General features: G+C 59.9%; 20 protein-coding genes. 19 read left to right on the forward strand and 1 reads right to left on the reverse strand.

Going from position 1 to position 21,885, the window contains the following annotated elements:
- Positions 1 to 138: 138 nt before the first annotated feature.
- From Q8Q08_07760 to recO, 9 genes are all read left to right on the forward strand, one after another.
- Positions 139 to 411: an HU family DNA-binding protein gene (locus tag Q8Q08_07760; protein ID MDP2653910.1), complete on the forward strand. Its 273-nt coding sequence runs from the start codon at positions 139 to 141 to the stop codon at positions 409 to 411.
- A gap of 104 nt (positions 412 to 515) precedes the next feature.
- Positions 516 to 1,865, forward strand: coding sequence for a histidine--tRNA ligase (gene hisS / locus Q8Q08_07765; GenBank protein ID MDP2653911.1), 1,350 nt, complete (start codon positions 516 to 518; stop codon positions 1,863 to 1,865).
- Between the two features lie 6 nt (positions 1,866 to 1,871).
- A complete protein-coding gene (gene aspS / locus Q8Q08_07770; protein ID MDP2653912.1) occupies positions 1,872 to 3,266 on the forward strand; it encodes an aspartate--tRNA ligase in 1,395 nt (464 codons plus the stop codon).
- 12 nt (positions 3,267 to 3,278) lie between these two features.
- Positions 3,279 to 3,899, forward strand: coding sequence for a LysM peptidoglycan-binding domain-containing protein (locus tag Q8Q08_07775; GenBank protein ID MDP2653913.1), 621 nt, complete (start codon positions 3,279 to 3,281; stop codon positions 3,897 to 3,899).
- A 16-nt stretch (positions 3,900 to 3,915) separates the two neighbouring features.
- A complete protein-coding gene (locus Q8Q08_07780; protein ID MDP2653914.1) occupies positions 3,916 to 4,869 on the forward strand; it encodes a PhoH family protein in 954 nt (317 codons plus the stop codon).
- A 16-nt stretch (positions 4,870 to 4,885) separates the two neighbouring features.
- A complete protein-coding gene (locus Q8Q08_07785) occupies positions 4,886 to 6,343 on the forward strand; it encodes an HDIG domain-containing protein (protein MDP2653915.1) in 1,458 nt (485 codons plus the stop codon).
- Positions 6,249 to 6,686, forward strand: a complete 438-nt coding sequence (ybeY, locus tag Q8Q08_07790; GenBank protein MDP2653916.1) for an rRNA maturation RNase YbeY — start codon at positions 6,249 to 6,251, stop codon at positions 6,684 to 6,686. The genes Q8Q08_07785 and ybeY overlap by 95 nt, the downstream gene beginning before the upstream one ends.
- Positions 6,676 to 8,529 carry a hypothetical protein gene (locus Q8Q08_07795; GenBank protein ID MDP2653917.1) on the forward strand — a complete coding sequence of 618 codons (1,854 nt, stop codon included), beginning with the start codon at positions 6,676 to 6,678 and terminating at the stop codon, positions 8,527 to 8,529. The genes ybeY and Q8Q08_07795 overlap by 11 nt, the downstream gene beginning before the upstream one ends.
- Positions 8,526 to 9,260, forward strand: a complete 735-nt coding sequence (gene recO, locus Q8Q08_07800; GenBank protein ID MDP2653918.1) for a DNA repair protein RecO — start codon at positions 8,526 to 8,528, stop codon at positions 9,258 to 9,260. The genes Q8Q08_07795 and recO overlap by 4 nt, the downstream gene beginning before the upstream one ends.
- 15 nt (positions 9,261 to 9,275) lie before the next feature.
- On the opposite strand, the gene Q8Q08_07805 is transcribed toward recO, so the two are convergent.
- Complete coding sequence (locus tag Q8Q08_07805; GenBank protein MDP2653919.1) at positions 9,276 to 11,453, reverse strand: DEAD/DEAH box helicase; 2,178 nt, start codon at positions 11,451 to 11,453, stop codon at positions 9,276 to 9,278.
- 319 nt (positions 11,454 to 11,772) lie between these two features.
- Here Q8Q08_07805 and Q8Q08_07810 point away from each other — a divergent pair, with 319 nt between their 5' ends.
- The 10 genes from Q8Q08_07810 (at position 11,773) to Q8Q08_07855 (ending at position 21,875) form a co-directional block, all read left to right on the forward strand.
- A complete protein-coding gene (locus Q8Q08_07810) occupies positions 11,773 to 12,720 on the forward strand; it encodes a 2-dehydropantoate 2-reductase (protein ID MDP2653920.1) in 948 nt (315 codons plus the stop codon).
- A gap of 4 nt (positions 12,721 to 12,724) precedes the next feature.
- A complete protein-coding gene (gene dtd, locus Q8Q08_07815) occupies positions 12,725 to 13,168 on the forward strand; it encodes a D-aminoacyl-tRNA deacylase (protein ID MDP2653921.1) in 444 nt (147 codons plus the stop codon).
- Positions 13,169 to 13,255: 87 nt separating this feature from the next.
- Positions 13,256 to 14,041 carry a TatD family hydrolase gene (locus Q8Q08_07820; GenBank protein ID MDP2653922.1) on the forward strand — a complete coding sequence of 262 codons (786 nt, stop codon included), beginning with the start codon at positions 13,256 to 13,258 and terminating at the stop codon, positions 14,039 to 14,041.
- A gap of 123 nt (positions 14,042 to 14,164) precedes the next feature.
- Entirely contained in the window at positions 14,165 to 16,186 is a 2,022-nt protein-coding gene (locus Q8Q08_07825) for a DUF3352 domain-containing protein (protein MDP2653923.1), read from the forward strand.
- 28 nt (positions 16,187 to 16,214) lie between these two features.
- Positions 16,215 to 16,649 (forward strand): carboxymuconolactone decarboxylase family protein, encoded by a 435-nt coding sequence (locus Q8Q08_07830; protein MDP2653924.1) that lies wholly within the window; start codon positions 16,215 to 16,217, stop codon positions 16,647 to 16,649.
- A 58-nt stretch (positions 16,650 to 16,707) separates the two neighbouring features.
- Positions 16,708 to 17,418, forward strand: a complete 711-nt coding sequence (locus tag Q8Q08_07835; GenBank protein MDP2653925.1) for a hypothetical protein — start codon at positions 16,708 to 16,710, stop codon at positions 17,416 to 17,418.
- An 88-nt stretch (positions 17,419 to 17,506) separates the two neighbouring features.
- Complete coding sequence (locus Q8Q08_07840) at positions 17,507 to 17,815, forward strand: antibiotic biosynthesis monooxygenase (protein MDP2653926.1); 309 nt, start codon at positions 17,507 to 17,509, stop codon at positions 17,813 to 17,815.
- A 33-nt stretch (positions 17,816 to 17,848) separates the two neighbouring features.
- Positions 17,849 to 19,567, forward strand: coding sequence for a DNA polymerase/3'-5' exonuclease PolX (polX, locus tag Q8Q08_07845; protein MDP2653927.1), 1,719 nt, complete (start codon positions 17,849 to 17,851; stop codon positions 19,565 to 19,567).
- Between the two features lie 81 nt (positions 19,568 to 19,648).
- Complete coding sequence (locus Q8Q08_07850) at positions 19,649 to 20,497, forward strand: sulfide/dihydroorotate dehydrogenase-like FAD/NAD-binding protein (GenBank protein MDP2653928.1); 849 nt, start codon at positions 19,649 to 19,651, stop codon at positions 20,495 to 20,497.
- Between the two features lie 4 nt (positions 20,498 to 20,501).
- Positions 20,502 to 21,875, forward strand: a complete 1,374-nt coding sequence (locus Q8Q08_07855) for an FAD-dependent oxidoreductase (protein MDP2653929.1) — start codon at positions 20,502 to 20,504, stop codon at positions 21,873 to 21,875.
- Positions 21,876 to 21,885: the final 10 nt, after the last annotated feature.

Here is a 21,885-nt window from a genome sequence, read left to right on the forward strand (position 1 = left end):
CCCTAAAGCGTTGTTGATACTATATTTAGGATTGCTGACGTTTCTGTGGGCATTCTTTGCTGTGGAAGTCGGCAGTGCGACCTTCTTAGCTTGAAAAATTGACTTTTAATTGGGTGAAGGTCTATAGGAGGTGATTCAATGACGAAAAAGGACATCGTTCTCAAGATTACCGACATGACCGGGATCAAGCAGGTGGATGTCAAGAAGATCGTCCAGAAAACGTTCGATGTCATCATCGAAAGTTTGATGCGCGCGGAAAAAGTCGAATTACGTAACTTCGGCGTTTTCAAGATCAAAGAGCGCAAGGCCCGTTATGGACGTAATCCCCGGACCGGCGAAAGCGTTCCGGTTCCTCCCCGCAAAGTCGTCATCTTCAAACCCGGCCTCGAAATGAAACAGCGGATTAAATAGGGTAAGCACGGATTGCTGTCTACCCTAATATTCATAAATCTATCAGTATTAATCCATTAAGGGCGGAGACCGAACCAACTCCGCCCTTCCGGTTGTTAGAGCCCATGAGCACCAAGTTTTCAGTCCCCCGAGGCACCGCAGACGTTCTGCCTGTTGACGCAGCACGCTGGCAGAAGCTTGAGCAGACGGCCCGCCAAATCTTTAACCTCTACGGATACAAGGAAATACGCACGCCGGCCTTTGAGGACGTCGAATTATTTGCCAGGTCCATGGGGCAGACCAGCGACGTGGTGCAGAAGCAGATGCTCCAACTTCAGGCCCAGAAGAATTCCGAGGAGGGAGACCTGCAGGCCAGCCGTTTTGCCCTTCGCCCGGAAGGGACCGCTTCGGTGGTCCGTTCTTATATTGAGAACAGTCTGGACAAAAAGGAGCCCCTGACCAAAGTGTATTATCTCGGGGCCATGTTCCGGGGCGAGCGTCCGCAGAAGGGACGGCTTCGTCAGTTCCACCAGCTCGGCGCGGAAGCCATCGGCCCGGGAACCGGCTCTCCGTCCCTGGATGCCGAGATGATCGCCATGAGCGTGAACATCCTCAAGGCGTTAGGCATCAAGGAATTCCAGCTGAAGATCAATACGCTGGGCGCGCCGGAAGATAAGGAAAATTTTTCAAAATTTTTGCGGGAACAGCTCAAGAAGCATGTTACGGAATTGTGCCCGGACTGCCAGTCCCGCTTTGAGCGCAATGTCCTGCGCATCCTGGATTGCAAGAACAAAACCTGCCGTTCGATCGTGGACAAGCTGAATCTGTCCAGCCAGGCGCATCTGTCGGACGAAAGCCGCAAGTATTTCGCGGATGTCCGGGAATTTCTGGATAATTTGAAGATCGGCTACACGGCCGACCCCAAGCTGGTGCGGGGGCTGGATTATTACACGCATACGGTCTTTGAGATCTCCTGCCCCTCGCTGGGAAGCCAGGACGCGCTCGGCGCCGGCGGGCGGTATAACAATTTGGTCAGGGAACTGGGCGGGTCCGAAGGGGTGGAAGCCGTGGGGTTTGCCCTGGGGATCGAGCGGATCCTGCTGGCTCTTCCGGAACAGCCGGCCGCGGCGGCCTCGAAAGACATTTGTGTCATTGCCATGGACGAAGCATCCTGGAAAACGGCCTTTGGTTTCGCGGACAACCTCCGCCGGGTCGTTCTGGACCTTGCAAATACCAATCCCGTTTTAAAAAATGTTTCGGTGGACATGTCGCATCGTTATTCCGCTTCTTTGAAGAGCCAATTGCGGCTCGCGGACAGCAAAGGATCGAGATTTGTCGCGCTTTTGGGCGAGAACGAGCTGAAGGACGGCAGTGTCACGTTGAAAGACATGGCCCGGAAAGAGCAGAAACCGTTGCCGGGCGCCCTGAATGACGTTTCCATTTTCACAAAAGAAATCATAGAAAGGTGCATTTGAGCGATGTTGAGAACTCATACCTGCGGGGAACTGCGTAAAGAACACAAAGACCAAACCGTGACCCTCTGCGGCTGGGTGCACCGCCGCCGGGACCACGGCAAACTGATCTTCATTGATATTCGCGACCGCTACGGTCTGACCCAGATCGTCTTTGTCCCGTCGGTGGCGCCCCAGGCGCACCAGACGGCCCAACAGCTGGGCCCGGAGTTCGTGGTCAAGATCACGGGTTCTGTGTCTGTCCGGCCCCCGAAGAACGTGAATCCCGACCTTCCCACCGGCGAGACCGAGTTGTTGGCCAAAGAGCTGGAGATCCTCAACCCCAGCAAGGTCCCGGTCTTCGAGATCGATGACAGCGTGGAGGTCTCCGAGGAGCACCGCCTCCGTTACCGTTACCTTGACCTGCGCCGGCCCAAAGTCGCGCAGGCCCTTGCCCTGCGTCACCGTCTTTGCATCGCGATCCGAAAATTTTTGAACGAGGAGAAGTTCCTGGAGGTGGAAACGCCGGTCCTGACCAAGTCCACCCCCGAAGGCGCGCGCGACTTTCTGGTCCCGGCCCGTTTGAGCCCGGGGCAGTTCTTCGCCCTGCCGCAGTCTCCCCAGCTGTTCAAGCAGATCCTGATGGTCTCCGGCTTCGACCGGTATTTTCAGATCGTCAAATGTTTCCGCGACGAGGACCTGCGGGCTGACCGCCAGCCGGAATTCACCCAGCTCGATATGGAGATGTCGTTCGTGAGCGAGGAAGACGTGTTTGACCTGACCGAGCGCCTGTTCAAGGCGGTTTTCCGCGAGGTCATGGACATCGACCTGCCCGTGCCGTTCCCCCGCATGACCCACGCCGAGGCCATGGCCCAGTACAACAGCGACAAGCCGGACACCCGAAAGCCCGGGGACAAGTTTGCATTTCTTTGGGTTGTGGATTTCCCGATGTTCAAATATAATGAAGAGGAAAAACGCTGGGAAAGCGAGCATCATCCTTTCACCTCCATCAAGGAGGATTCCCTTCCGCTGGTGGAGAAGGGGGAATACCAGAAGGCCCGAGCCCGTTCGTATGACCTCGTGCTCAACGGCAGCGAGATCGGGAGCGGGTCCATCCGTATTCATAAAAAGGAGATGCAACAGAAAGTATTTGATATAATAGGCCTTGCCCCCGAGGAAGCCGAGAAGCGCTTCGGGTTCCTTTTGAGGGCGTTTGAATACGGGGCCCCGCCGCACGCCGGGGTGGCTTACGGGATCGATCGATTAGTCTGTTTGTTGTCGGGGCTGGATTCCATCCGCGACACGATCGCGTTTCCCAAGACGCAGAAGGGGAGCTGTCTGATGACCGACGCTCCGTCGGATGTGGACAACAAACAGTTATCGGAACTCGGGATCATGAAGGTGAAAAAGGATCATAAATCATAGGAGGAAGCAAACATGCCCGCACAATTTTATAAAAGATTCGCGTTCGTGCCGTTCCTGGCCCTGGCGGTTTTCGTGTCCGGGTGCGCCAGCAGCGGAAAGGCCAAGCAGGATCCCCAGGTCCAGGAGACCGGCGGCAAGGTCTCGACCCGTGCCTACGTGGCGGACAAAGAGCGCGTGGACCAGGACATGCAGGGGGGGAATTTCGGTTATATCTCCGGGACCCCGAAGCCGGAAGACCGGAGCAATTACCGCAAGACCCGCCGGATCTATGTTCTGGAAGTGACCAAAGAGCCGGGCGAGATCGAGATTGATGAGCCGGTCGCCGCGCCGGAGAGATCTTCGTACGAGCGCCCTTCGGAACCCGCGCCTGCCCGGGAACCGGTCCGCAAGAGGATTTCGCTCCCGTCGTTTGACGAGGGGGACGAGCCCGCTCCGGCCGCCAGGGAATCCATGGGCGGCGAACCGCAGTTCACCGAATACATCGTCGAGAAGAACGACACCCTGCAGAAGATCTCCAAAAAGCACTACAACACCTACAGCCGCTGGATGAAGATCTACGACGCCAACAAGGACCGCATCAAGGACCCGAACCGGATCAAGGCCGGGATGGTCCTGCGGATCCCGGTCGAATAGGCCGGCTGTCACGACGATGGAAAAGACCATCAAGATCGGCAACAACCGTGACGTGCAGGTCATTTTCGGCCGCTACGATCAGAACCTCAAACTGATCGAACAGCAGTGGGACGTCAAGATCTACCTCACCGACGGCGGGCTCAAGGCCATCGGCAAGCAGGACAAGCTCGACAAGATCGGCGAGCTCATGGATTACCTGCTGAGCATCGTCGACAGCGGCCGCGACGTCAAGCGGCAGGACGTCATCTACGCCCTGCGCCTTTCCGAGCAGGACAAACAATTCGATTTTAAGCGGCTCGCCAAGGAAAAGATCGAGGTCTCGATCAAGGGCGGGCTCGTCACGCCCAAGACCAAAGGCCAGATCGAGTACGTCGACGCGATCAAGCATTACGACATCGTGTTCGGCATCGGCCCGGCCGGGACGGGAAAAACGTACCTGGCCATGGCCATGGCGGTTAACGCCCTGAAAAAGGGGATTGTCCGGCGTATCATCCTCACCCGGCCAGCGATCGAGGCGGGGGAGAACCTGGGGTTTCTTCCCGGCGATATGGTGCAGAAGGTCCTGCCGTATCTCCGCCCGCTGTACGACGCCCTTTACGACATGATGGAGCCGGACCAGGTCGAGCAGTACACCGAACAGGGGATCATCGAAGTGGCCCCGCTGGCCTTCATGCGCGGCCGCACGCTCAACGACGCCTTCGTCATCCTGGATGAGGCCCAGAACAGCACGCCCTTTCAGATGAAGATGTTTTTGACGCGTCTGGGGTTCGATTCCAAGACCGTGATCACGGGCGACGTCACCCAAAGCGACCTGCCCAAGGGCACGCCGATCGGGCTGGTCGAGGCGCAGAAGACCCTGAAGGACATCGAGGGCATCAAATTCGTCCACCTCACCGGCGAGGACGTTGTCCGTCACGAGCTCGTGCAGAGGATCATTGAAGCGTACGACCGCGCCGCGAAGATCGCCTGAGCGCCGAGGAACCGTTATGAAAATGTTGCGCAGAGACAAACCGATACGGGCCCCCAAGGTGTGGCTCGCCATCGGCATCCTGCTTTTTTTGATCGCGTACTGCTGGGCCCTGCAGTTTTCGCTGTTGATCCCTCTGCTGGTCGCCTTCCTGGGCGTGTATCTTCTGTTTTTTCAGAAGGGCAGCACGTATTTTTTCCTGCGTCTGGGGCTTTTGCTCGTCGGCCTGGTCTTCATCACCGATTACGCCATCCGTTACACCCAGATTCCCCTGACTCTCCTGCCGTTTTACATCCCGGCCGCCAGCGTGGCCATGCTGACGATGCTGTTGTTCAACGATCTCCAGCTGGTTCTGGTCATGTCGGTGGTCGGCTGCACGACCGTTTCCCTTTTGACCAGCCCGAATCTTCACACGGTGCTGATCCTTTTGCTGGGCAACCTGACGGGCGCCTTCGCGGTGTATGACGCCCGCACGCGGGGCAAGCTTTTAAGCGGGGGGATTTACGTCGGGATCGTCCAGGCCATCGCGGCCATCTTCGCTTTCCCCGAATTGAGCCTTTCTCCGACCAAGGAATTCATGATGCAATACCTGTCGCCGCTGCTGATCAACGGCGTTGTCTGCGGGCTGGTGGTCATGGCGGTGCTGGGGATCTGCGAATATCTTTTCGGCGTCATCACCAATTTCAGCCTGATGGAGCTTTCCGATTTCAATCAGCCGCTGTTGAAGCGCATGGTCCTGGAAGCCCCGGGGACGTATCACCACAGCCTCATTGTGAGCAACATGTCGGAAGCGGCGGCCGGCGCGATCGGCGCCAACGCCCTGTTGACGCGCGTCGGCGCCTATTATCACGACATCGGCAAGATGGAAAAACCGGAATATTTTACCGAGAACCAGCTCCTGGGCGACAACAAGCACGACGACATCGAGCCGTCCATGAGCCGGCTGGTCATCCTCAATCACGTCAAGGAGGGTGTGGAGCTGGCGAAAAAATACAAGCTCAACCAGATCATCATCGATTTTATTCCCCAGCATCACGGGACCAGCCTCATCCACTTCTTTTACCAGAAGGCCCTGGAAGAGACGGACGATCCCCAGACCATCAAGGAAGAGAATTACCGTTATCCGGGGCCCAAGCCCCAGAAACGGGAAACCGCCATCGTGATGCTGGCTGATTCCGTGGAGGGGGCCACGCGGGCGCTGGACGAGCACACGCCGGTCAAGATCAACGAAACCGTGCGCAAGGTCATCAACAACAAATTCATCGACGGCCAGCTGGATGAATGCAACCTCACCCTCAAGGAGATCGATACCATCGCCTCGACGTTCACCCGCGTGCTCAGCGCCATGTATCACGGCCGCGTCAAATACCCGGAAAAAAAGAATGGCACTGAAAGTCGAAATCCAAAACCGGCAGACGATCGTCCGGATCTCTCCCGCCCGGATCAAGGCCCTCGCCCGAACGGCTCTGCGGGCTGAAGGCGTCAAGCACGCCCGCCTATGCGTCGTTTTTGTGGACGACCGGGCGATCCGCATCCTCAACCGCCGGTTCCTCAAGCGCAGTTACGCCACCGATGTCTTGGCCTTTGACCTGACCTCCGGAGACGGTCCCCTGGAAGGGGAGATTGCTGTTTCCGTCCAGACCGCCGTCCGCCAGGCCAGGATCTACCGCACGTCCCTCCGCCATGAGCTCGACCTTTACGTCGTCCACGGCATCCTTCATCTTACGGGTTACGACGACCATTCCCCGGGTGACATCCGCCTCATGCGCAGGAGGGAGGCGGAGCTGACGGGGAGACCGGCACGTTGCGATGAATCCTGACCGTCTCAGCCGGAGCGTCCGCCGGATCGATCTTGCCGTTGTCCTGGCCGTCGTGGTTTTGGGAACCCTTGTTCACTTCTGCGCCCGCCGGACGCTGCCGCCGGTCTTCAATGAAACGGCCATGATTCTGGAAATCAGGGATCGGGTGGAAGACCGGGGAATCAGTAGCCCTGGAGAATATTTCTCGCGGTACTGGAAGGATTTCTGGGTCCAGCCGTCCGACCGGCCCGTCCAGCCGTTTTATTACCGGCCTTTGGAGAGCATCTGGGTTTCCTGGATCATCCTGCAATCCCATATTTTTCACCATGCTCCGGCGCTGCCTGTCCTGGTCAGCGCCCTGTCCCTGGCCGCGGCCGCCGGGCTGACGTATCTGGCCGGCTGGAGGCTGACGAAAGACCGTGCCGCCTCCGCGGCCGCAGCGGTGATGATGCTTCTGTTTCTGCCGTCCGTTACATCGACATGGGTGGCGACGGGCAGCGTCCAGGCCTGGGTGCCTCTGCTGGTCTGTCTTGTGGTGCTGTGTTATGAGCGATACAAGCGGAGCGGGTCTCTGTTCTGGACGGTCCCGATCCTCGCGGTGGCCTACTTCGCGCCGCTGTATAAAGAATACACTTCGACCGCGGTCATGACCGTTTTCGCGCTCGAGTGCCTGGAGTTCAACAAGAACCGGCGGTTTCTGCTGATTTTGCTGCCGTTTTTTCTGAACGCATACGCGCCTGCCTGGTTCATCAACCGATTTTGTTACGGCCAGACCGCTGTTTCTTCGACGTTCGTCAGTGCGGGGATCCTGGAAAATTTTCTGGTTTTGAACTGGCGGACGGAAATGATCGCCCGGATGTTTTACGCCATATCGCCGCTGCTGGTGGTCCTGGGCGTGGCCGGAGTCCTTTTTGCGGGACGGCTTCCTCGCGCCATGTCCGCCGCATGGAAAATTTTTTGTCTATCTGTTTTCATCCTGGCCCTGGCCGTACCCGTCCATTCCCATCTGCGTCCGGCCGCGGGATGCGTGATTCTGCTGGCGATGGCGGGGATCACCTGGTCGGTGTGGCGGACCAGCCGGATTCTCGCCGTTTGGATGCTGTTCTCCTGGGTGCCGTTTCTGTTTGTTTCTTTCGTGTCGGAAAGTTATTTTGTGTATGCCATCGGGCCGGTGAGCATCGCGCTGTTTCACCAGATCGGGCAGCTGGTCCGGAAAATGGCCGGCCTGTCCGCCGTCCGCCCGAAGATGCGGTTCGCCATGCTGGCCGTCGCCCTGGGGGTGGGCCTTGCCGGAGCCGACCAGGTTTTGAACATCAGCCGGGTTCACCGCATGTTTAGGGACACGGCCGAGGCCGGGCGCGAGGCCGCGGCGGCGATCCTCCGGCATGAAGAAGCCATCGGTTCGGCCGGGAAAGTCCTGCTGGTTTCCGACAACCGGCTCGCCAAGGATGTCCGGTACCTCCTGCTGGCGGAAGGCCGCCGGTTGGATCTGAACGAACATCCTTACGGGGATCCGTATTATGAAAGCGAGGACCAGCTGAAAGAGGTCCTGGTCCGGGAGGGATGGGCGGGGCGCCATTTTTATCTGATGACCAACCTGAACGTGACGCTGTTCACCCTCCCGTTCCTGGACGGTCTCGCCGGCGATTACCGCCACCGGTTGCTCCTGCGGAGGGAGAAGACGATACGGTTCCCGTTCCTGGACCCGTCCCGATGCCTCATCCCGCAGGAATCCATCCTGTATCCCGGCACGCCGGACATGAGATATACTGCGGATATCAGCGGGGGACTCTTCTGGACGCAGGTCCGTTACTCGACGGCCATCTTTGTCCTCTGGAAGGACCCTCCGGGAGACGGGAAATGATCGTCCAGACGGAAGGCATTGTCCTGAAAACGTTCGACCTGCGGGAGACCAGCCGGATCGCGGTTTTCTTCACGAAAGACCACGGGCGGGTGAGCGGGGTCCTGAAGGGCATCCGCAAAGACCCCCGGAAATTCGGCAGCAGCGTGGACCGGTTCTCGGTCAACGACATCGTCTATTACCAGTACCGCAATTCCGACCTGCACCTCATCGGCCAGTGCGACATGCGGAATTATTTTTTCCCCATCCGCCAGGATCTTCGAAAATCCATGGCGGCCCAGTATGTCCTTGAGTTGATCTACCTCATCATGCCCCCGGAAGAGAAAAATGAGGACATCTACGCGCTTATGCTGGATTTCCTCGGGGAACTGCAGACCACGGAGGACGTCAACAGACTCATCCATGCCTTCCAGATCAAGACCCTGCTGTATTCCGGGTTCCGCCCCCATTTGGACGCCTGCCTGCGCTGCCGCAAGGAGGTGACGGGGCCGGCCCGTTTTAGCCTCAAGGACGGAGGGCTGATCTGTTCCCGCTGCCCGATGGACGACACGACCGTGCACCTCATTGCCCCGGCGACCGTCGCCTCGATCCTGTTCATCGAGCGCAACCCCTGGTCAAGCTGTCTGCGCCTGCAGATCTCCGGGGCCGTCCGGGAGGAGCTCAAGTACGTCATCAACCATTTTCTCGTTTTTCATCTGGGGAAAAAAGTCAAGACCGCCCAGTACTTGTCGTAGTGTCCGGCAGGGTGGTCAGCGGGGGGGATGAAGGGTCTTCAACTGCTCGATGATCTCTTTGGCCACGGCCTTGCCGATCTGGGGGACGGCGGCCAGTTCGTCCACGGAGAGACGCTTGAGGTCGGGAAGTTTCCGGAGACCTTTGGCGAATAAATTCCTGGCCCGCACGCGGCCCACTCCCCGAAGCTGGGCCAATTCCACCAATTCTTCCTTAATGCCGTATTTCACCCTCAGCCGCAGGCTTTCCAGCGGGAAGGTGAGCTTGCGCGCTTCCAGAAGTTCGGCAAAGACAGTGGCCGCGTGCAGCAGCCATTGGACCGCCTCCTGATGGCGGTAGATGTCGCCGGGGCCGATCCCGAAGGTCTCGCAGAGATCGTCCTCTTTTTCTTCCTCGATCCATGAATTCAAAAGCCAGGTCGTTTTCATGACGGACAGGAAGCGGAACAGGTCGTCCGTGGCCGGGATCTCGCCCTGGGCGAAGACGAGTTCGTCCTGGCATTTGGCGGCGAACGCCTCCAGGTTCTCGAAGTCCTGCTTTCCGACGGACAGCAGGGGCGCGTCCGGGCAGCAGCAGGCGAGGTGCAGCAGCCCGATGTGCGAAAAAGATTTTCCCGCGGCGATTTTTTTAAGCCCGTCGCGCAGGGTGATGGCCGTCCAGGGCTCGACATAAAGCCGGCTGGCGCACTGGCCGAAAGGCGTGGCGAAAAAGCGGAAGCCGTTCTTTTCGACAAATCCCTCCCGGAGGAGAAAGTCGAAGATCCGGCCGATGATCTCGATCGGATTGGGGAGGAGCTTCTGGTGGGCGAGGAAGGTGTGCGAGAGGAAATCGAACGTGTCGTTGATGTCGTGGACGTATCCCCCGGCCACCGAGGACAGGATGTGGATGCGCAGGGCGGATTCGTCGCCGAGCTTGGAGATGACCGGTTCGGGAGAGGCCTTGACGTATTTTTCCATCAGGACCTTGGATTCCGCCGGGGATTTGGCCACGAGCACCGCTTCGCCGTAGGGATCGTACTGGGGCCGCCCGGCCCGTCCGGCGCATTGTTTGTATTCCGAGACCGGGATGAACGCGGAGCCCAGCCCGCTCTCGAAGCGTTTGCAGTCGCGGATGACCGCGCGCCGGGCCGGGAGGTTGACGCCGGCGGCCAGCGTGGGCGTGGAACAGATGGCCTTGATGAGATTCTTTTTGAAGTTCGCTTCGATGAGTTTTCTCTGCTCGGGTTTCAGTCCGGCGTGGTGGAAGGCCACGCCGTGCCGGACCACGTCGCCCAGCTTGCGGCAGATCTTGGTGGCGCTGGATTCGGGGCCGACGACGTCTTTGGAGAGCGCCTGCAATTGCCTTTTTTCCTCCGGGGTCAGGGCCTGGGACACGCTTTCGCAGAGCTGGCGGCTCGCCGCCTGGGCCGACCGGCGGGAATTGACAAAGACCAGGACCTGGCCTTTGGATTTGAGAGTGTCCAGGGTCAGGTCGCTGACCGGGTCGCCTTCATCCTCGGTGATCACGCGGGACGGATGGTTGTTGAATTTGATCTGGCGGTTGTAATAGACGCCTTCCTTCAGGGGGATGGGCCGCCAGTCGCTGGCCACCAGCCCGGCCTTCAGCCAGTCGGCGATTTCTTTCGCGTTGCTCACCGTGGCGCTCAGGGCCATGATCTGCGCGGCCGGGTTGAGCTGGCGGATCCGTGCGAGGATGATCTCCAGGGTCGGTCCCCGGGAGCCGTCGTTGATCAGGTGGACCTCATCGACGATCACGACGCTCAAGGTGTTGATCAGGGACTTGGCCTTGGACCGCAGAAGGGAATCCACTTTTTCGGACGTGGCCACCAGGATCTGGTAGCGGCCCAGGTACCGGTCGGCCGCGTCCATGTCGCCCGTGGCCATGCCGACCTTGATGCCGAGCGGTTCGTATTTTTTCTTGAAGTCGTCGTGCTTTTCGTTGACCAGGGCGATCAACGGCGCGATGTAAAGGCACCGGCCGCCCTCCTGCAGGATGGATTTGAGCATGCACAGTTCCGCCATGAGCGTTTTTCCCGCGGCGGTGGGCACGGACAACAGGAGGTTTTTACCGTCGAGAACGCCCTGCTCCACGGCCTGGGCCTGGGGCGGAAAAAGTTCGGCGATGCCGCTTTGGCGGAAGATGTCCTGGACTTCGGCAGAGAAACCGTAACGCGTTAGGATGGCTGGCAATCGCATGATGAGTGGGATGAACGGCTTCACTTGTAACATAAACGCGCCGGCTTGTCAAATACGGGCGGCGCAGCAACCCGGACGGAATCATTTTCAGTAGACAATCCAGGGCCAACCCCGTATAATTCCTTTAATACTAATCATTATTTAAACCCGGATTTTGCTATGCAAAATCCGCCCTCCGGGCCGCTATTCCGCCTTTGGCGGATAGCGGGGTTAACCCCGCCTGCCGGAATATCTTGCGGCAGGCGGCCGAAGGTGAATTTTGCATGACCCTTCAATGGTCATGATAACGGAAAAGATGTAATGCAAAATTCAGGTTAATATGCGAATCGTCATTGTCGGTCCAGGAGCACTCGGGTGTCTTTTAGGGGGCCTTTTGTCCAAAAAGGCCGAGGTCTGGCTATTGGACCGCGACCCCCAGCGCGCCGAGCGCATCATCCGCAACCAGGGCATTTCCTCCCAGGGTGTGTCCGGTTCCTGGCAGGCCAAGATCCCGGCCACCGCCCGCCCGGAAGACATCGGGGACGCGGACCTGGTCGTCATCTGCACCAAGGCCTACCACACCAAAGACGCCATTGTCCAGGCCAAGTCTCTCGTTAAAAAAAATACGGCTGTCCTGACCCTGCAGAACGGGCTGGGCAACGCCGAAGTGATCGCCGAGGTCGTCGGAGAAACGAATGTCCTGGTCGGTTCGACCCAGCAGGCGGTGACCCTGCTCCGGGAAGCGCACATCGAGCATGTCGCCAAAGGGGAAACGGTCATCGGCCATCTGGCCGGGAAGGTCCCCGTGTCCCTGCGCCAGGTCCGTGAGGTGTTCAACAAGGCCGGGATCGAAGCGCGCATTTCCATGAACATCCAGGGCGTCCTGTGGTCGAAACTGGTCATCAACGCCGGGATCAACGCGCTCACGGCGGTGACCCGCCTGCGCAACGGCGAACTGACGCGGTCAGAGCACACCGCCCAGCTCCTGCGCGCGGCCGTGAACGAGGCCGTCCGCGTGGCCAAGAGAAAGCGGATCAAACTGCTTTTCGACGACCCCGTGACCAAGGTCGAGGCCGTCTGCGAGGCCACGGCGGCGAACGTTTCCTCCATGCTGCAGGATGTGTTGGCCCGCCGGCAGACCGAGATCGATTTCATCAACGGCGCCATCATCCGGCAGGGGAACAGTTCCGGGATCCCGGTGCCGGTGAACACCACGCTGTATCAGCTGGTCAAGGCCGTTGAATCCTCTTATCAGCAGGAAGTCCCGCGTCCGCAAAATCCTTCGTGATCCCATGCGCCTTGTCATCCAGCGAGTGAAAGAAGCCCGGGTGGATGTGGACGGCCGCGCCGTCGGCCGGATCGGCCGCGGGGTCCTCGTGTTTTTGGGGGTCGCCAAGGAAGACACGGAAGAAGACGCGGCTTATCTGGTCAACAAGATCGCGCAGTTGCGGATCTTTGAAGACCCGGACGGCAAGATGAACCTGTCGGCCGCCGAAACAAAGGCCGAATTTCTCGTCGTGTCCCAGTTCACCCTGCTGGGGGATTGCGTGAAGGGCCGCCGCCCGTCGTTCGACGCCGCGGCGCCGCCGGACAAGGCGGAAGCGCTCTATAACATTTTTGTCAGCCGGCTCAAGGCGCAGGATTTCCGAGTCGAGACCGGACAGTTCCGCGCCATGATGGACGTGACGCTGGTCAACGACGGCCCGGTGACGTTTGTGTTGGAAAGCAAATCATGAGGATTGAAGATGGAGGATGGAAGAGGCGTTTTTGAAGTTATTTTTTCAATTTTCTATTTTCCTTCTTCCATTTTCAGTTTTTAAAGAATGATCATCGACACCCACGCGCACATGGACCAGGTCCCGGACGCTCCCTCGGCTTTGGAGGAATCGGCCAGGGCCGGCGTGGAAGCGGTCGTGGCCGTGGGCGTGGACCTGGCCTCGAACAAAGCCAATCTGGAATTGAAAAAAACGGTCGCGGCGCCGAAAATTTTCGTCGGGCTGGGGATCCATCCGGGGAACATCAAGGCCGAAGAGGTCGAAGACACCCTGACGTTTATCCGCGGGCACCTTTCCGAAGCCCACGCCATCGGCGAGATCGGTCTGGATTTTTGGTACAAGTGGGTCCGCAAGGACCAGGACAAGAAGGACGAACAGCGCCGGGTCTTCCGCCGTCAACTGGACCTGGCCGCGGAATGCGGACTTCCGGCCGTGGTCCATTCCCGGGGGACGTGGCAGGAATGCCTGGACACGGTCCGTGAGTCCGGCGTCAAGAAGGCGGTCTTTCACTGGTACAGCGGGCCGGTGGACGTCCTGGAAAAAATTTTGGCCGCGGGGTATCTGGTGTCCTGTTCGCCCAGCCTGGCGTACAGCCCGCAGTCGCGGGAGGCCATCGCCCACGCGCCGATCGAGCAGACCATGATCGAGACCGACAGCCCCGTGTTTTACCGGTTCAGCGCCGACGGAGACGACGGTTTTCAGGCGACGCCGAAAGACGTGTTCAGGACGCTGGAGGCCTATTGTGAGCTTAAGAAGGTGGACCGCGACCGCGCCCTGGAGATTTTGAACCGCAACGCCAGGTCTTTTTTCGGAATGGAACCCCACGGGACTTAGCCCGTGGTCCAACTGTCTTTGAACGCTGACCCGTGGAATCCGGCGTAGCCGAGACCTCGGCGAAGGCGGATGAATTGATCCCAACCCCCTGGCCGTCCGGCAGGGGGCAACGAAAGGAATCCCATGAAAAAAATTTTGATTGCTGTCCTGGTCCTGGCCGCGCTGGGGACCGGCGGTTATTTCGCTTATGTCTCGCGGACGCCCCAGGACAAAGCCGTTACCCTCGAGCAGGTCCTTCCTTCGGGCCCGCTGGTTTACGTCCATTTCAAGGACGTCGAACGGAACTGGGAGAAGTTCACCGCGACGCCGTTCGGGATGAAACTGTCCACGATCGACTGGAAAAAGGCCATGGAGCAGGGCGGGGCGTCTGCCGGACAGATGCAGTCGGTCAACCAGCTGGCGGACCAGCTTTTTTCAGAAGACAGCCTCCGCATGTTGAAACAGTTTTTCGGCGAGGAATTCGCCGTGGCCGTTTATCCGGTCCAGGTCAAGAGTTTCGGGCTGGAGATGTTCGAGGAGATCCCGAAGAGTTTTTGCCTGGTGACGCGCCTGAAGCCGGAGCTCCAGTTCGCCGAGTTCGTGTCCCGTTTCTTCGGCCGTTTCGGCCGCTCCGTGAACACGGAAACGATTTCCTACAACAATCACACCATCACCAAGGTGGCGACCGACAACAAGGCCTTCGCCATTTATTATGTCCGGGTCAAGGACTATCTGGTGTTCGGGTTCGGCGACCGCGCGGCCAAGGCCGTTGTGGACGTCATGGCCAAGACCGCGGCCCCGCTTGAGCAGGACCCGATGTTCCTCACGGCCAAAGCCCGGTTCCTGCCCCAGGCCCAGACGGTCAGTTTTGTGAACATCGAGGCGATCTTCCGTTTTGTTAAGGAACAGGCGGAACTCTTCGCCTCGGCCAACCCCGTTGTCGCCGGGCCGATGCTGCAGCAAGTGGAATCGAGCTTCCGCCAGGTCAAGGGGTTTCAGGTCTTTGGCTATTCGATGATCGTCGATTCCCTGAGCCGGCTGAAGATCGACGTCCATTACAAGCCGGAGGACCTGGACCCGCTCTACAGGGAATTGTACAACTGCCCTCCGGCGCGGAACCGCACGCTCGAATTCGTCCCGCAGGACGCGATGATCTACCAGTGGAACAACTGCTACAAACTGTCCACGTACTGGCAGCAGATGAAGGATGAGATGTCCCGGGCCCCGGCCTCCGGCAATGGCGAAACGCCGGCCCAGGTGGTCGCCGGCATTGAGCAGATCCTGGGGGTGAGCGTCGAGGACGACCTGCTCCCCGCGTTCGGGGATGAGATCGGCGGGTTTGTCCAGGGCGTGGATTTCGGCGAGGGCCTGCCCGTGCCGAAAGGCGCGGTCTTTGTGAAGGTCGCCGACCGGGCCAAGGCCGACGCGGTCCTGTCCCGGCTCATCCAGGGACAGCCGATGATCCAGCTTCAGTCGGAAAAATACCAGGACATCCCGGTCAATTATTTCGTCATCCCCATGCTGCCGTCGTCCACGCCGGTCGCGCCCGCGTATGGCGTCCTGGGGGACTACCTCCTGATCGCCACCGACCGTTCGGTTTTGCACCAGGCCATCGACATGACAAAGATCCCGGGCGGTTTGTTCACCAATAATCCGGAGTTCCAGAAAGTGAATTTCGGGTTGACCGAACCCAGCAACGCCGTCGTCTTTCTCTCGGTCGCGCAGATGGCGCAGACGGGCGAAAAGTTTTTTGCCTGGGCCCGGAAGTGGAAAAGCTCCCAGTCCGAGAAGATGGAGGCGTTCAAGACCGGACAGCAGCAGCGGCTGAGCGACCTTCAGGCGGGGATTGAGCAGAAGAAACAGGACCTCCTGGCCCTGGAGTCGCAGGCGGGGGACGCGGCGCAGGCCGCGGAACCGGACGTGCTCAAACAGCAGATCGAGACGACCCGGAGGGATATCGAAACGGATGAGTCCAGGGTCCAGGATATCGAACGGTTCCTGGAGGAATATGAGGCCGGCCCGATGTCCGCTCAGGACGAGGTGGCCGCCATGGAAAGTTATGTCAATCCCATCCTCGGCGCCCTCCGGCAGGTCCCGGCGGTGTCGTCCAGGACCGTGATCCGGGAGAAGGCCATGGAGAACATCACCTACATCCGGCTGGAATAACGCGTCTTTCCGGGAGGAGGCACCAGAGATGAAGAAGCGCGCGACAACAGGGGCCCGGGGCGCCGCCCGTTTTCAAAAAGGGTGGAAGACGCTCGGCAAGATCAACCGCAGCGCCCCCGGACGCGTCATGGAGATGTTCAAGGACATCTCCCCGGACATGGCGCGGTATATCATCGAGTTTCCCTACGGCGACATTTTCTCCCGCCCCGGCCTTGACCTCAAGACCAGGGAGCTGGTGACGATCGCCTCGCTGACGTCGCTGGGCTTTCCTCAGCCGCAGTTGAAGGCGCACATCCATAACGCGCTGTCGGCCGGCTGTTCGCGGAAAGAAATTCTGGAAGTGATCATCCAGATGGCGGTGTACGCCGGTTTTCCGGCGGCCCTGAACGCGTTGTCCACCGCGCAAAGCGTTTTTGGGACAACCGCCGGACGGAAGGGCCGGGGCCGAAGGCGCGCCCGTTGACCGCCCGCCGCCCGGGGCCGCGAATTTCGAATTTTCATAGCCGCAGGAGACACGAACCATGACATCCCAACCGCCCCGTTCCCGCAAAGGCAGTCCCGTGAAAACGGCCGGCAACCTGCTGATCCTCGGACTCATCGCCTACGGCGGATACTGCGGGTACGACATTTATCAGCGGTCCTTCAACCAGACCCGCGTCCTCAAGGAAGTGATCAAACGGCTCGATGCGGACTCGCGGGCCGCGGAGGTCCTGGTCTCGGACGTGAGCTTTAACCCGATCACCCAGAAACACATGACCACGATCAAATTCCTCGAGTACGACACCCAGGGCCGCCCCCTGCCGGCGAAACATTTCACCTTTGCCGGCAACATCATCCAGTTCCAGTCTCTGGTCGTGCGGTTTGACGACGCCTTTGTCAAATCGGCCGACAACCTGCGGGGCAAAAGCGTTTATCTGTTCTGGAAGGCCTTTATGCTCGACGGTTCCAACACCCAGGAATATGAGATCGCGAAAGTGAACGAGATTCCCCAGGGGTACAAACTGGACGGCCCCGCCGGAGAGTTTGAGCAGGGGCTGTGGCGGGATTTCTGGAATTACGCGCTCGACCCGCGCAAGGCCGTGCGCAAAGGGATCAAGAACGCCCAGATCGAGGCGCCCGGCACGAAATTCGTCCCCGGGATCCTGTACACTCTGCGGATCGAGCACGACGGCGGCATCCGCATCGACGCCAGCCGCATCCCGGAGATCTTGCGGGGGGAAAAAATTGATTGAGCGTGGAGCGGAGAGCGTTTAGCGGATAGGGGCTAAGAAGTTTTAACTAACCGCTCTACGCTATTCGCTATACGCTGAAAAAGGACATATGCCCAAACACATGATGGTCCGTTACAAGGTGAAGGCCGACAAGGTCGACGAGGTCAAGGAGGCCGTGGCGGAGTTCGTCGAGGCCGTGCAGGCCGACGAGCCGGACACGCTGGCCTACCAGTCTTTTCAGGACGCGAATGATCCGACCGTGTTCATCCATTACATGATCTTTGACGATGAATACGCCCAGACCCTGCACCGCAAATCCTCGTATGTGAAGAAGTTCGTGGACGTGCTTTACCCGCTGTGCGCCGAAGATCCCGTGTTCACCAACCTGACGCTCCTTCGCGAGAACCGGGCGGGATGACGCGGGCCGTTGCCCCCGGCGGATAACCAAGCCATGAAGAACAAAGAGATCTCCGACATCTTCGAACGCATGGGAACTCTCCTGGAGATCCAGGGCGAGAACGTGTTCAAGGTCCGCGCCTATTTCAAGGCCGCGGAGAACATCTCGGCCCTGGGCGAGGACATCGCGGACCTGCGCCGTGAAGACCGGCTGTCCGATGTCCCCGGCATCGGGGAGACCCTGCGGGCCAAGATCGCCGAATATCTGGACACGGGGAAGATGTCGGCTTATGAAAAGCTGACAAAGGAGATCCCTGAAACTCTGCTCGAGGTCGTGGGCGTCCCGTCGGTAGGCCCGAAAAAAGCGAAATTATTTTATGACCAGCTGAAGGTCAAGAGTCTCGCGGACCTGCAAAAGGCCGTTGAGCAGAACCGGCTGGACGGGCTTCCCGGCATCAAGGAGAAAACCATCACCAACATCCGCGAAGGCATCGCCGTGGTCCGCCAGGGCCGGGAGCGGATGAACCTGGGCGCGGCCACACGCGTGGCCGGCGAATTCATCGCCGAGCTCAATAAACTGCCCGAGGTCAAGGAGATCGCCGCGGCCGGGAGCCTGCGCCGCGGGTCGGAAACCGTGCGCGACATCGACATTCTCGTCGATTCCCCCAGGCCGCAAAAGGTCATGGACGTGTTCGTGAACCTGCCGCAGGTCAAATCCATCAACGCCCACGGCGAGACCAAATCCTCGATCCTGACCCAGGACAACGTGCAGGTGGACCTGCGCGTGGTGGACCCGGACTGTTTCGGCGCGGCGCTTTTGTATTTCACGGGGTCCAAAAATTTCAACGTCAAGCTGAGACAGCTCGCGATCAGGAAGGACATGAAGGTCAGCGAATACGGCGTTTTTTCCGTCAAGGGCGAGCGCGAGCGGCGGGTGGCGGGCCGCACCGAGAAGGAATGCCTGGAGGCGCTGGACCTGCCGTATATTCCTCCGGAACTGCGCGAGGACATCGGCGAGACGGAATTGTTCTCGGGCGCGAAGATCCCGCGGCTGATCGAACTGAAGGACATCCGCGGCGAGGTCCACGTGCATTCCACCTGGTCGGACGGCCGCAACACCATCGCCGACATGGCCGAGGCCGCCCGGAAGCGCGGTTATGAATACCTGGCGGTGAGCGACCACTCCGAGCGGCTCCGGGTCGCGCGCGGCGTTTCCCCGGCGGACCTGAAAAAGAAAAAAGCCGAGATCGACAAGCTGAACGCGAAGCTGAAAGGGTTCCGGGTCCTGTTCGGCACCGAGGTCGAGATAGACAGCGACGGAAATTTAGATTACAATGAGGCCATTCTGGGCGGCTTTGACGTGGTGGTCGCCTCCATCCACAGCGGATTCGAGCAGGGCCGCGAGCAGTTGACGCGCCGGCTCGTGACCGCCTGCCGCAGCCGGCATGTGGACATCATCGCTCACCCGACGGGACGGCACATCGGCAAACGCGAGCCGTACGACATCGATTTGAAGGAAGTCTGCCGGGCCGCCGCGGACACGGGCACGGCCCTGGAGATCAACGCGTTCCCTATCCGCCTGGACCTGGATTCGGCCAACGTGTATTTCGCCCGGAGCCAGGGCGTCAAATTCGTCATCAACACCGATGCGCACGCCGTGGAGCACCTGGACCACATGAGATTCGGCGTGTCCATCGCCCGGCGCGGCTGGCTGACCAAAGACCGCGTGCTGAACACGTTGAAGTGTGAAGATCTTTTGAAGGCGCTAAAGTAATTTTGTCAGGGGACACACGCCTGTCCTTCAATATAAAATGTTTGGGGACAGGTGTGTGTCCCCTCAAAATACCCTCAAAATATGTTCAAAATCGTCAACAAACAGATGCTTGGCAGCGACGTCAAACGGCTGGACATCCTGGCCGAGACGATCGCGGTTAAGGCCCAGCCGGGCCAGTATGTCATGGTGATTCCCCAGGAGGGAGGGGAATGGCTGCCGCAGACGATCGTGGAAGCCGATCCCCGCCGGAAGACGATCAGCCTGATCTTTCCGGAAGCCGGCCCCGCCGCGAAACAGCTCGGCGCCATGGCGATCAACCAGAACATTTATTCCATCATCGGCCCCCTGGGCAGGCCGTCCACGGTCGAAAAAGCCGGGCTGGTGATCTGCGTCTCGAGCGGGGCTGCCACCGCGCAGATCCTCCCGGTCTGCCGGTCCCTCACCAAGGCCGGCAACAAGGTGATCGGCGTCATCGGCGCCAAGACCCGCCGCGCCCTCGTGCTGGAAGCCCAGATGCGGCTGTCCTGCCATAAGCTTTACATCGCCACGAACGACGGGTCTTATGAACGCCGCGGCCGGGCCACGGACATCGTCCGCCAATTGCTCGACCAGGAGAAGATCCGGCTTGTTTACGCCGTCGGGTCGCCGGAGATGATGAAGGCGGTCTGCGAACTGACGCGGTCCCGCCGCATCAAGACCCTTGTCCAGCTCAGCCCCGCGATGCCCTGCGGCCTGGGCCTGTGCGGGGCCTGCCGCGTGCGGGTGGCCGGGGACGTTGTCCTGGCCTGCGAAAAAGGTCTGGAGTTCAACGGCCATCAGGTGGATTTTTCCTATCTGGCCGTGCGCTCGGGCGTCCCGCTGAAGGCCGAAGAGGAGATCTCTCTGCACCCGTCGGGGCTCCGCATCACGGTCCCGGAAAAGAAACAATAATTTTATGCCGCAGCCGTTACCGAAAATTTTGCCGGCGAAGAAAAGGATCAAGACCTCGGATGAGGTCTCCCTCGGCTATCCCAAAAAGACGGCCCTGGGTGAGGCCCGGCGCTGTCCCCAGTGCAGCGACCCTGTCTGCCGGCCCGGATGCCCGCTGGGGATCGACATCCCGGCGTTTATCCGTCTGGTCCGCGAAGGCGACGTCTCCGGGGCTTTGTCCAAAATCAAGGAACAGAATCCGTTTCCCTCGGTCTGCGGCCGTTTGTGCCCGGCCCCGTGCGAAAAGTCCTGCATTTTCGAGAAAGACGGCGCGCCGATCGGGATCCGGGCGCTGGAGAGGTATGCCGCGGACCACGGCCGGGTCAAACCGCCGGGACGAAGGAGCGCGAAAGGCCGACGGGTCGCCGTGGTCGGGTCCGGCCCGGCGGGGCTGACCGCCGCCGCGTTTTTGGCGCGCCTGCATTATGACGTCACGGTCTTTGAGGCCATGCCCAAGCCGGGCGGTGTCCTCCGTTACGGGATCCCGGAATTTCGTTTTCCTAAAAAGACGCTGGACCGGGAGATCCGGGAGTTGGAAGCCCTCGGCGTGGAGTTCCGGACCGGATGGCGTCTCGGGCAGACCATGGACATGGCGGACCTGAAATCCGCCGGGTATGAGGCGGCCCTTCTCGCCTTCGGCGCCGGCGCTCCGAAATTTCTGGATATCCCCGGCACGCATCTGTCCGGCGTTTTCTACGGCGAAGAGATCCTCTGGCAGGACAATTTCATCAAGCCGGGATTGTTCCGGAAGAACGCGCAGATCAAAGGCCTGGGCGACACCGTGGCGGTCCTGGGGTTCGGCAGCGCGGCGCTGGATTGCGCGCGGTGCTGTGTCCGGCGGGGCAAGACAACGACGCTGGTGTTCGACAGGCTCGAAGAGGAGCTCCGGGTCTATCCCGCCGACCGCGAACAGGCCAGGGAAGAGGGCGTGATCTTTGAACCGCTGGCCAAGGCCGTGGAGATCTTCGGCGACGGGGAAGGCCGCGTCACCGGGATCAAGGGCATGCGGCTCGATTACGCGGACCCGCATTCGACGGGCCGCTGGGAATTGACGATCGTCCCCGGTTCGGAATTCACGCTGGACGTCCAGAGCGTAGTCATCGCCTGGGGGCACCAGCCGCCGGTCAACCTGAATCTCCTTTTGCCGCAGCTGACATTGAATTCCGACGGGACCGTCTGGACGCGGGAGGGGTCCGCGTCCACCGGCCTGCCGAACGTTTTTGCCGCCGGGGACGCCGTGCGGGGCGCCGGGGCCGTGGTCAACGCCATCGCCTCGGGCAGGAAAGCGGCGGAAGAAATCCATTTGTTTTTGTCCGGGGACGCACACCTGTCCCCTTAACAAGTTAAAA

This window comes from Candidatus Omnitrophota bacterium (assembly GCA_030688425.1).
GTDB lineage: Bacteria > Omnitrophota > Gorgyraeia > Zapsychrales > JANLHA01 > JAUYIB01.

What these genes read in the sequence shown, in the direction of transcription:
- Q8Q08_07760 (MDP2653910.1), top strand. Translation starts at nt 139, where the DNA reads ATGACGAAAAAGGACATCGTTCTCAAGATTACCGACATGACCGGGATC.
- hisS (MDP2653911.1), top strand. Translation starts at nt 516, where the DNA reads ATGAGCACCAAGTTTTCAGTCCCCCGAGGCACCGCAGACGTTCTGCCT.
- Q8Q08_07775 (MDP2653913.1), top strand. Translation starts at nt 3,279, where the DNA reads ATGCCCGCACAATTTTATAAAAGATTCGCGTTCGTGCCGTTCCTGGCC.
- Q8Q08_07780 (MDP2653914.1), top strand. Translation starts at nt 3,916, where the DNA reads ATGGAAAAGACCATCAAGATCGGCAACAACCGTGACGTGCAGGTCATT.
- Q8Q08_07785 (MDP2653915.1), top strand. Translation starts at nt 4,886, where the DNA reads ATGAAAATGTTGCGCAGAGACAAACCGATACGGGCCCCCAAGGTGTGG.
- ybeY (MDP2653916.1), top strand. Translation starts at nt 6,249, where the DNA reads ATGGCACTGAAAGTCGAAATCCAAAACCGGCAGACGATCGTCCGGATC.
- Q8Q08_07795 (MDP2653917.1), top strand. Translation starts at nt 6,676, where the DNA reads ATGAATCCTGACCGTCTCAGCCGGAGCGTCCGCCGGATCGATCTTGCC.
- recO (MDP2653918.1), top strand. Translation starts at nt 8,526, where the DNA reads ATGATCGTCCAGACGGAAGGCATTGTCCTGAAAACGTTCGACCTGCGG.
- Q8Q08_07805 (MDP2653919.1), bottom strand. Translation starts at nt 11,453, where the DNA reads ATGCGATTGCCAGCCATCCTAACGCGTTACGGTTTCTCTGCCGAAGTC.
- Q8Q08_07810 (MDP2653920.1), top strand. Translation starts at nt 11,773, where the DNA reads ATGCGAATCGTCATTGTCGGTCCAGGAGCACTCGGGTGTCTTTTAGGG.
- dtd (MDP2653921.1), top strand. Translation starts at nt 12,725, where the DNA reads ATGCGCCTTGTCATCCAGCGAGTGAAAGAAGCCCGGGTGGATGTGGAC.
- Q8Q08_07820 (MDP2653922.1), top strand. Translation starts at nt 13,256, where the DNA reads ATGATCATCGACACCCACGCGCACATGGACCAGGTCCCGGACGCTCCC.
- Q8Q08_07825 (MDP2653923.1), top strand. Translation starts at nt 14,165, where the DNA reads ATGAAAAAAATTTTGATTGCTGTCCTGGTCCTGGCCGCGCTGGGGACC.
- Q8Q08_07830 (MDP2653924.1), top strand. Translation starts at nt 16,215, where the DNA reads ATGAAGAAGCGCGCGACAACAGGGGCCCGGGGCGCCGCCCGTTTTCAA.
- Q8Q08_07835 (MDP2653925.1), top strand. Translation starts at nt 16,708, where the DNA reads ATGACATCCCAACCGCCCCGTTCCCGCAAAGGCAGTCCCGTGAAAACG.
- Q8Q08_07840 (MDP2653926.1), top strand. Translation starts at nt 17,507, where the DNA reads ATGCCCAAACACATGATGGTCCGTTACAAGGTGAAGGCCGACAAGGTC.
- polX (MDP2653927.1), top strand. Translation starts at nt 17,849, where the DNA reads ATGAAGAACAAAGAGATCTCCGACATCTTCGAACGCATGGGAACTCTC.
- Q8Q08_07850 (MDP2653928.1), top strand. Translation starts at nt 19,649, where the DNA reads ATGTTCAAAATCGTCAACAAACAGATGCTTGGCAGCGACGTCAAACGG.
- Q8Q08_07855 (MDP2653929.1), top strand. Translation starts at nt 20,502, where the DNA reads ATGCCGCAGCCGTTACCGAAAATTTTGCCGGCGAAGAAAAGGATCAAG.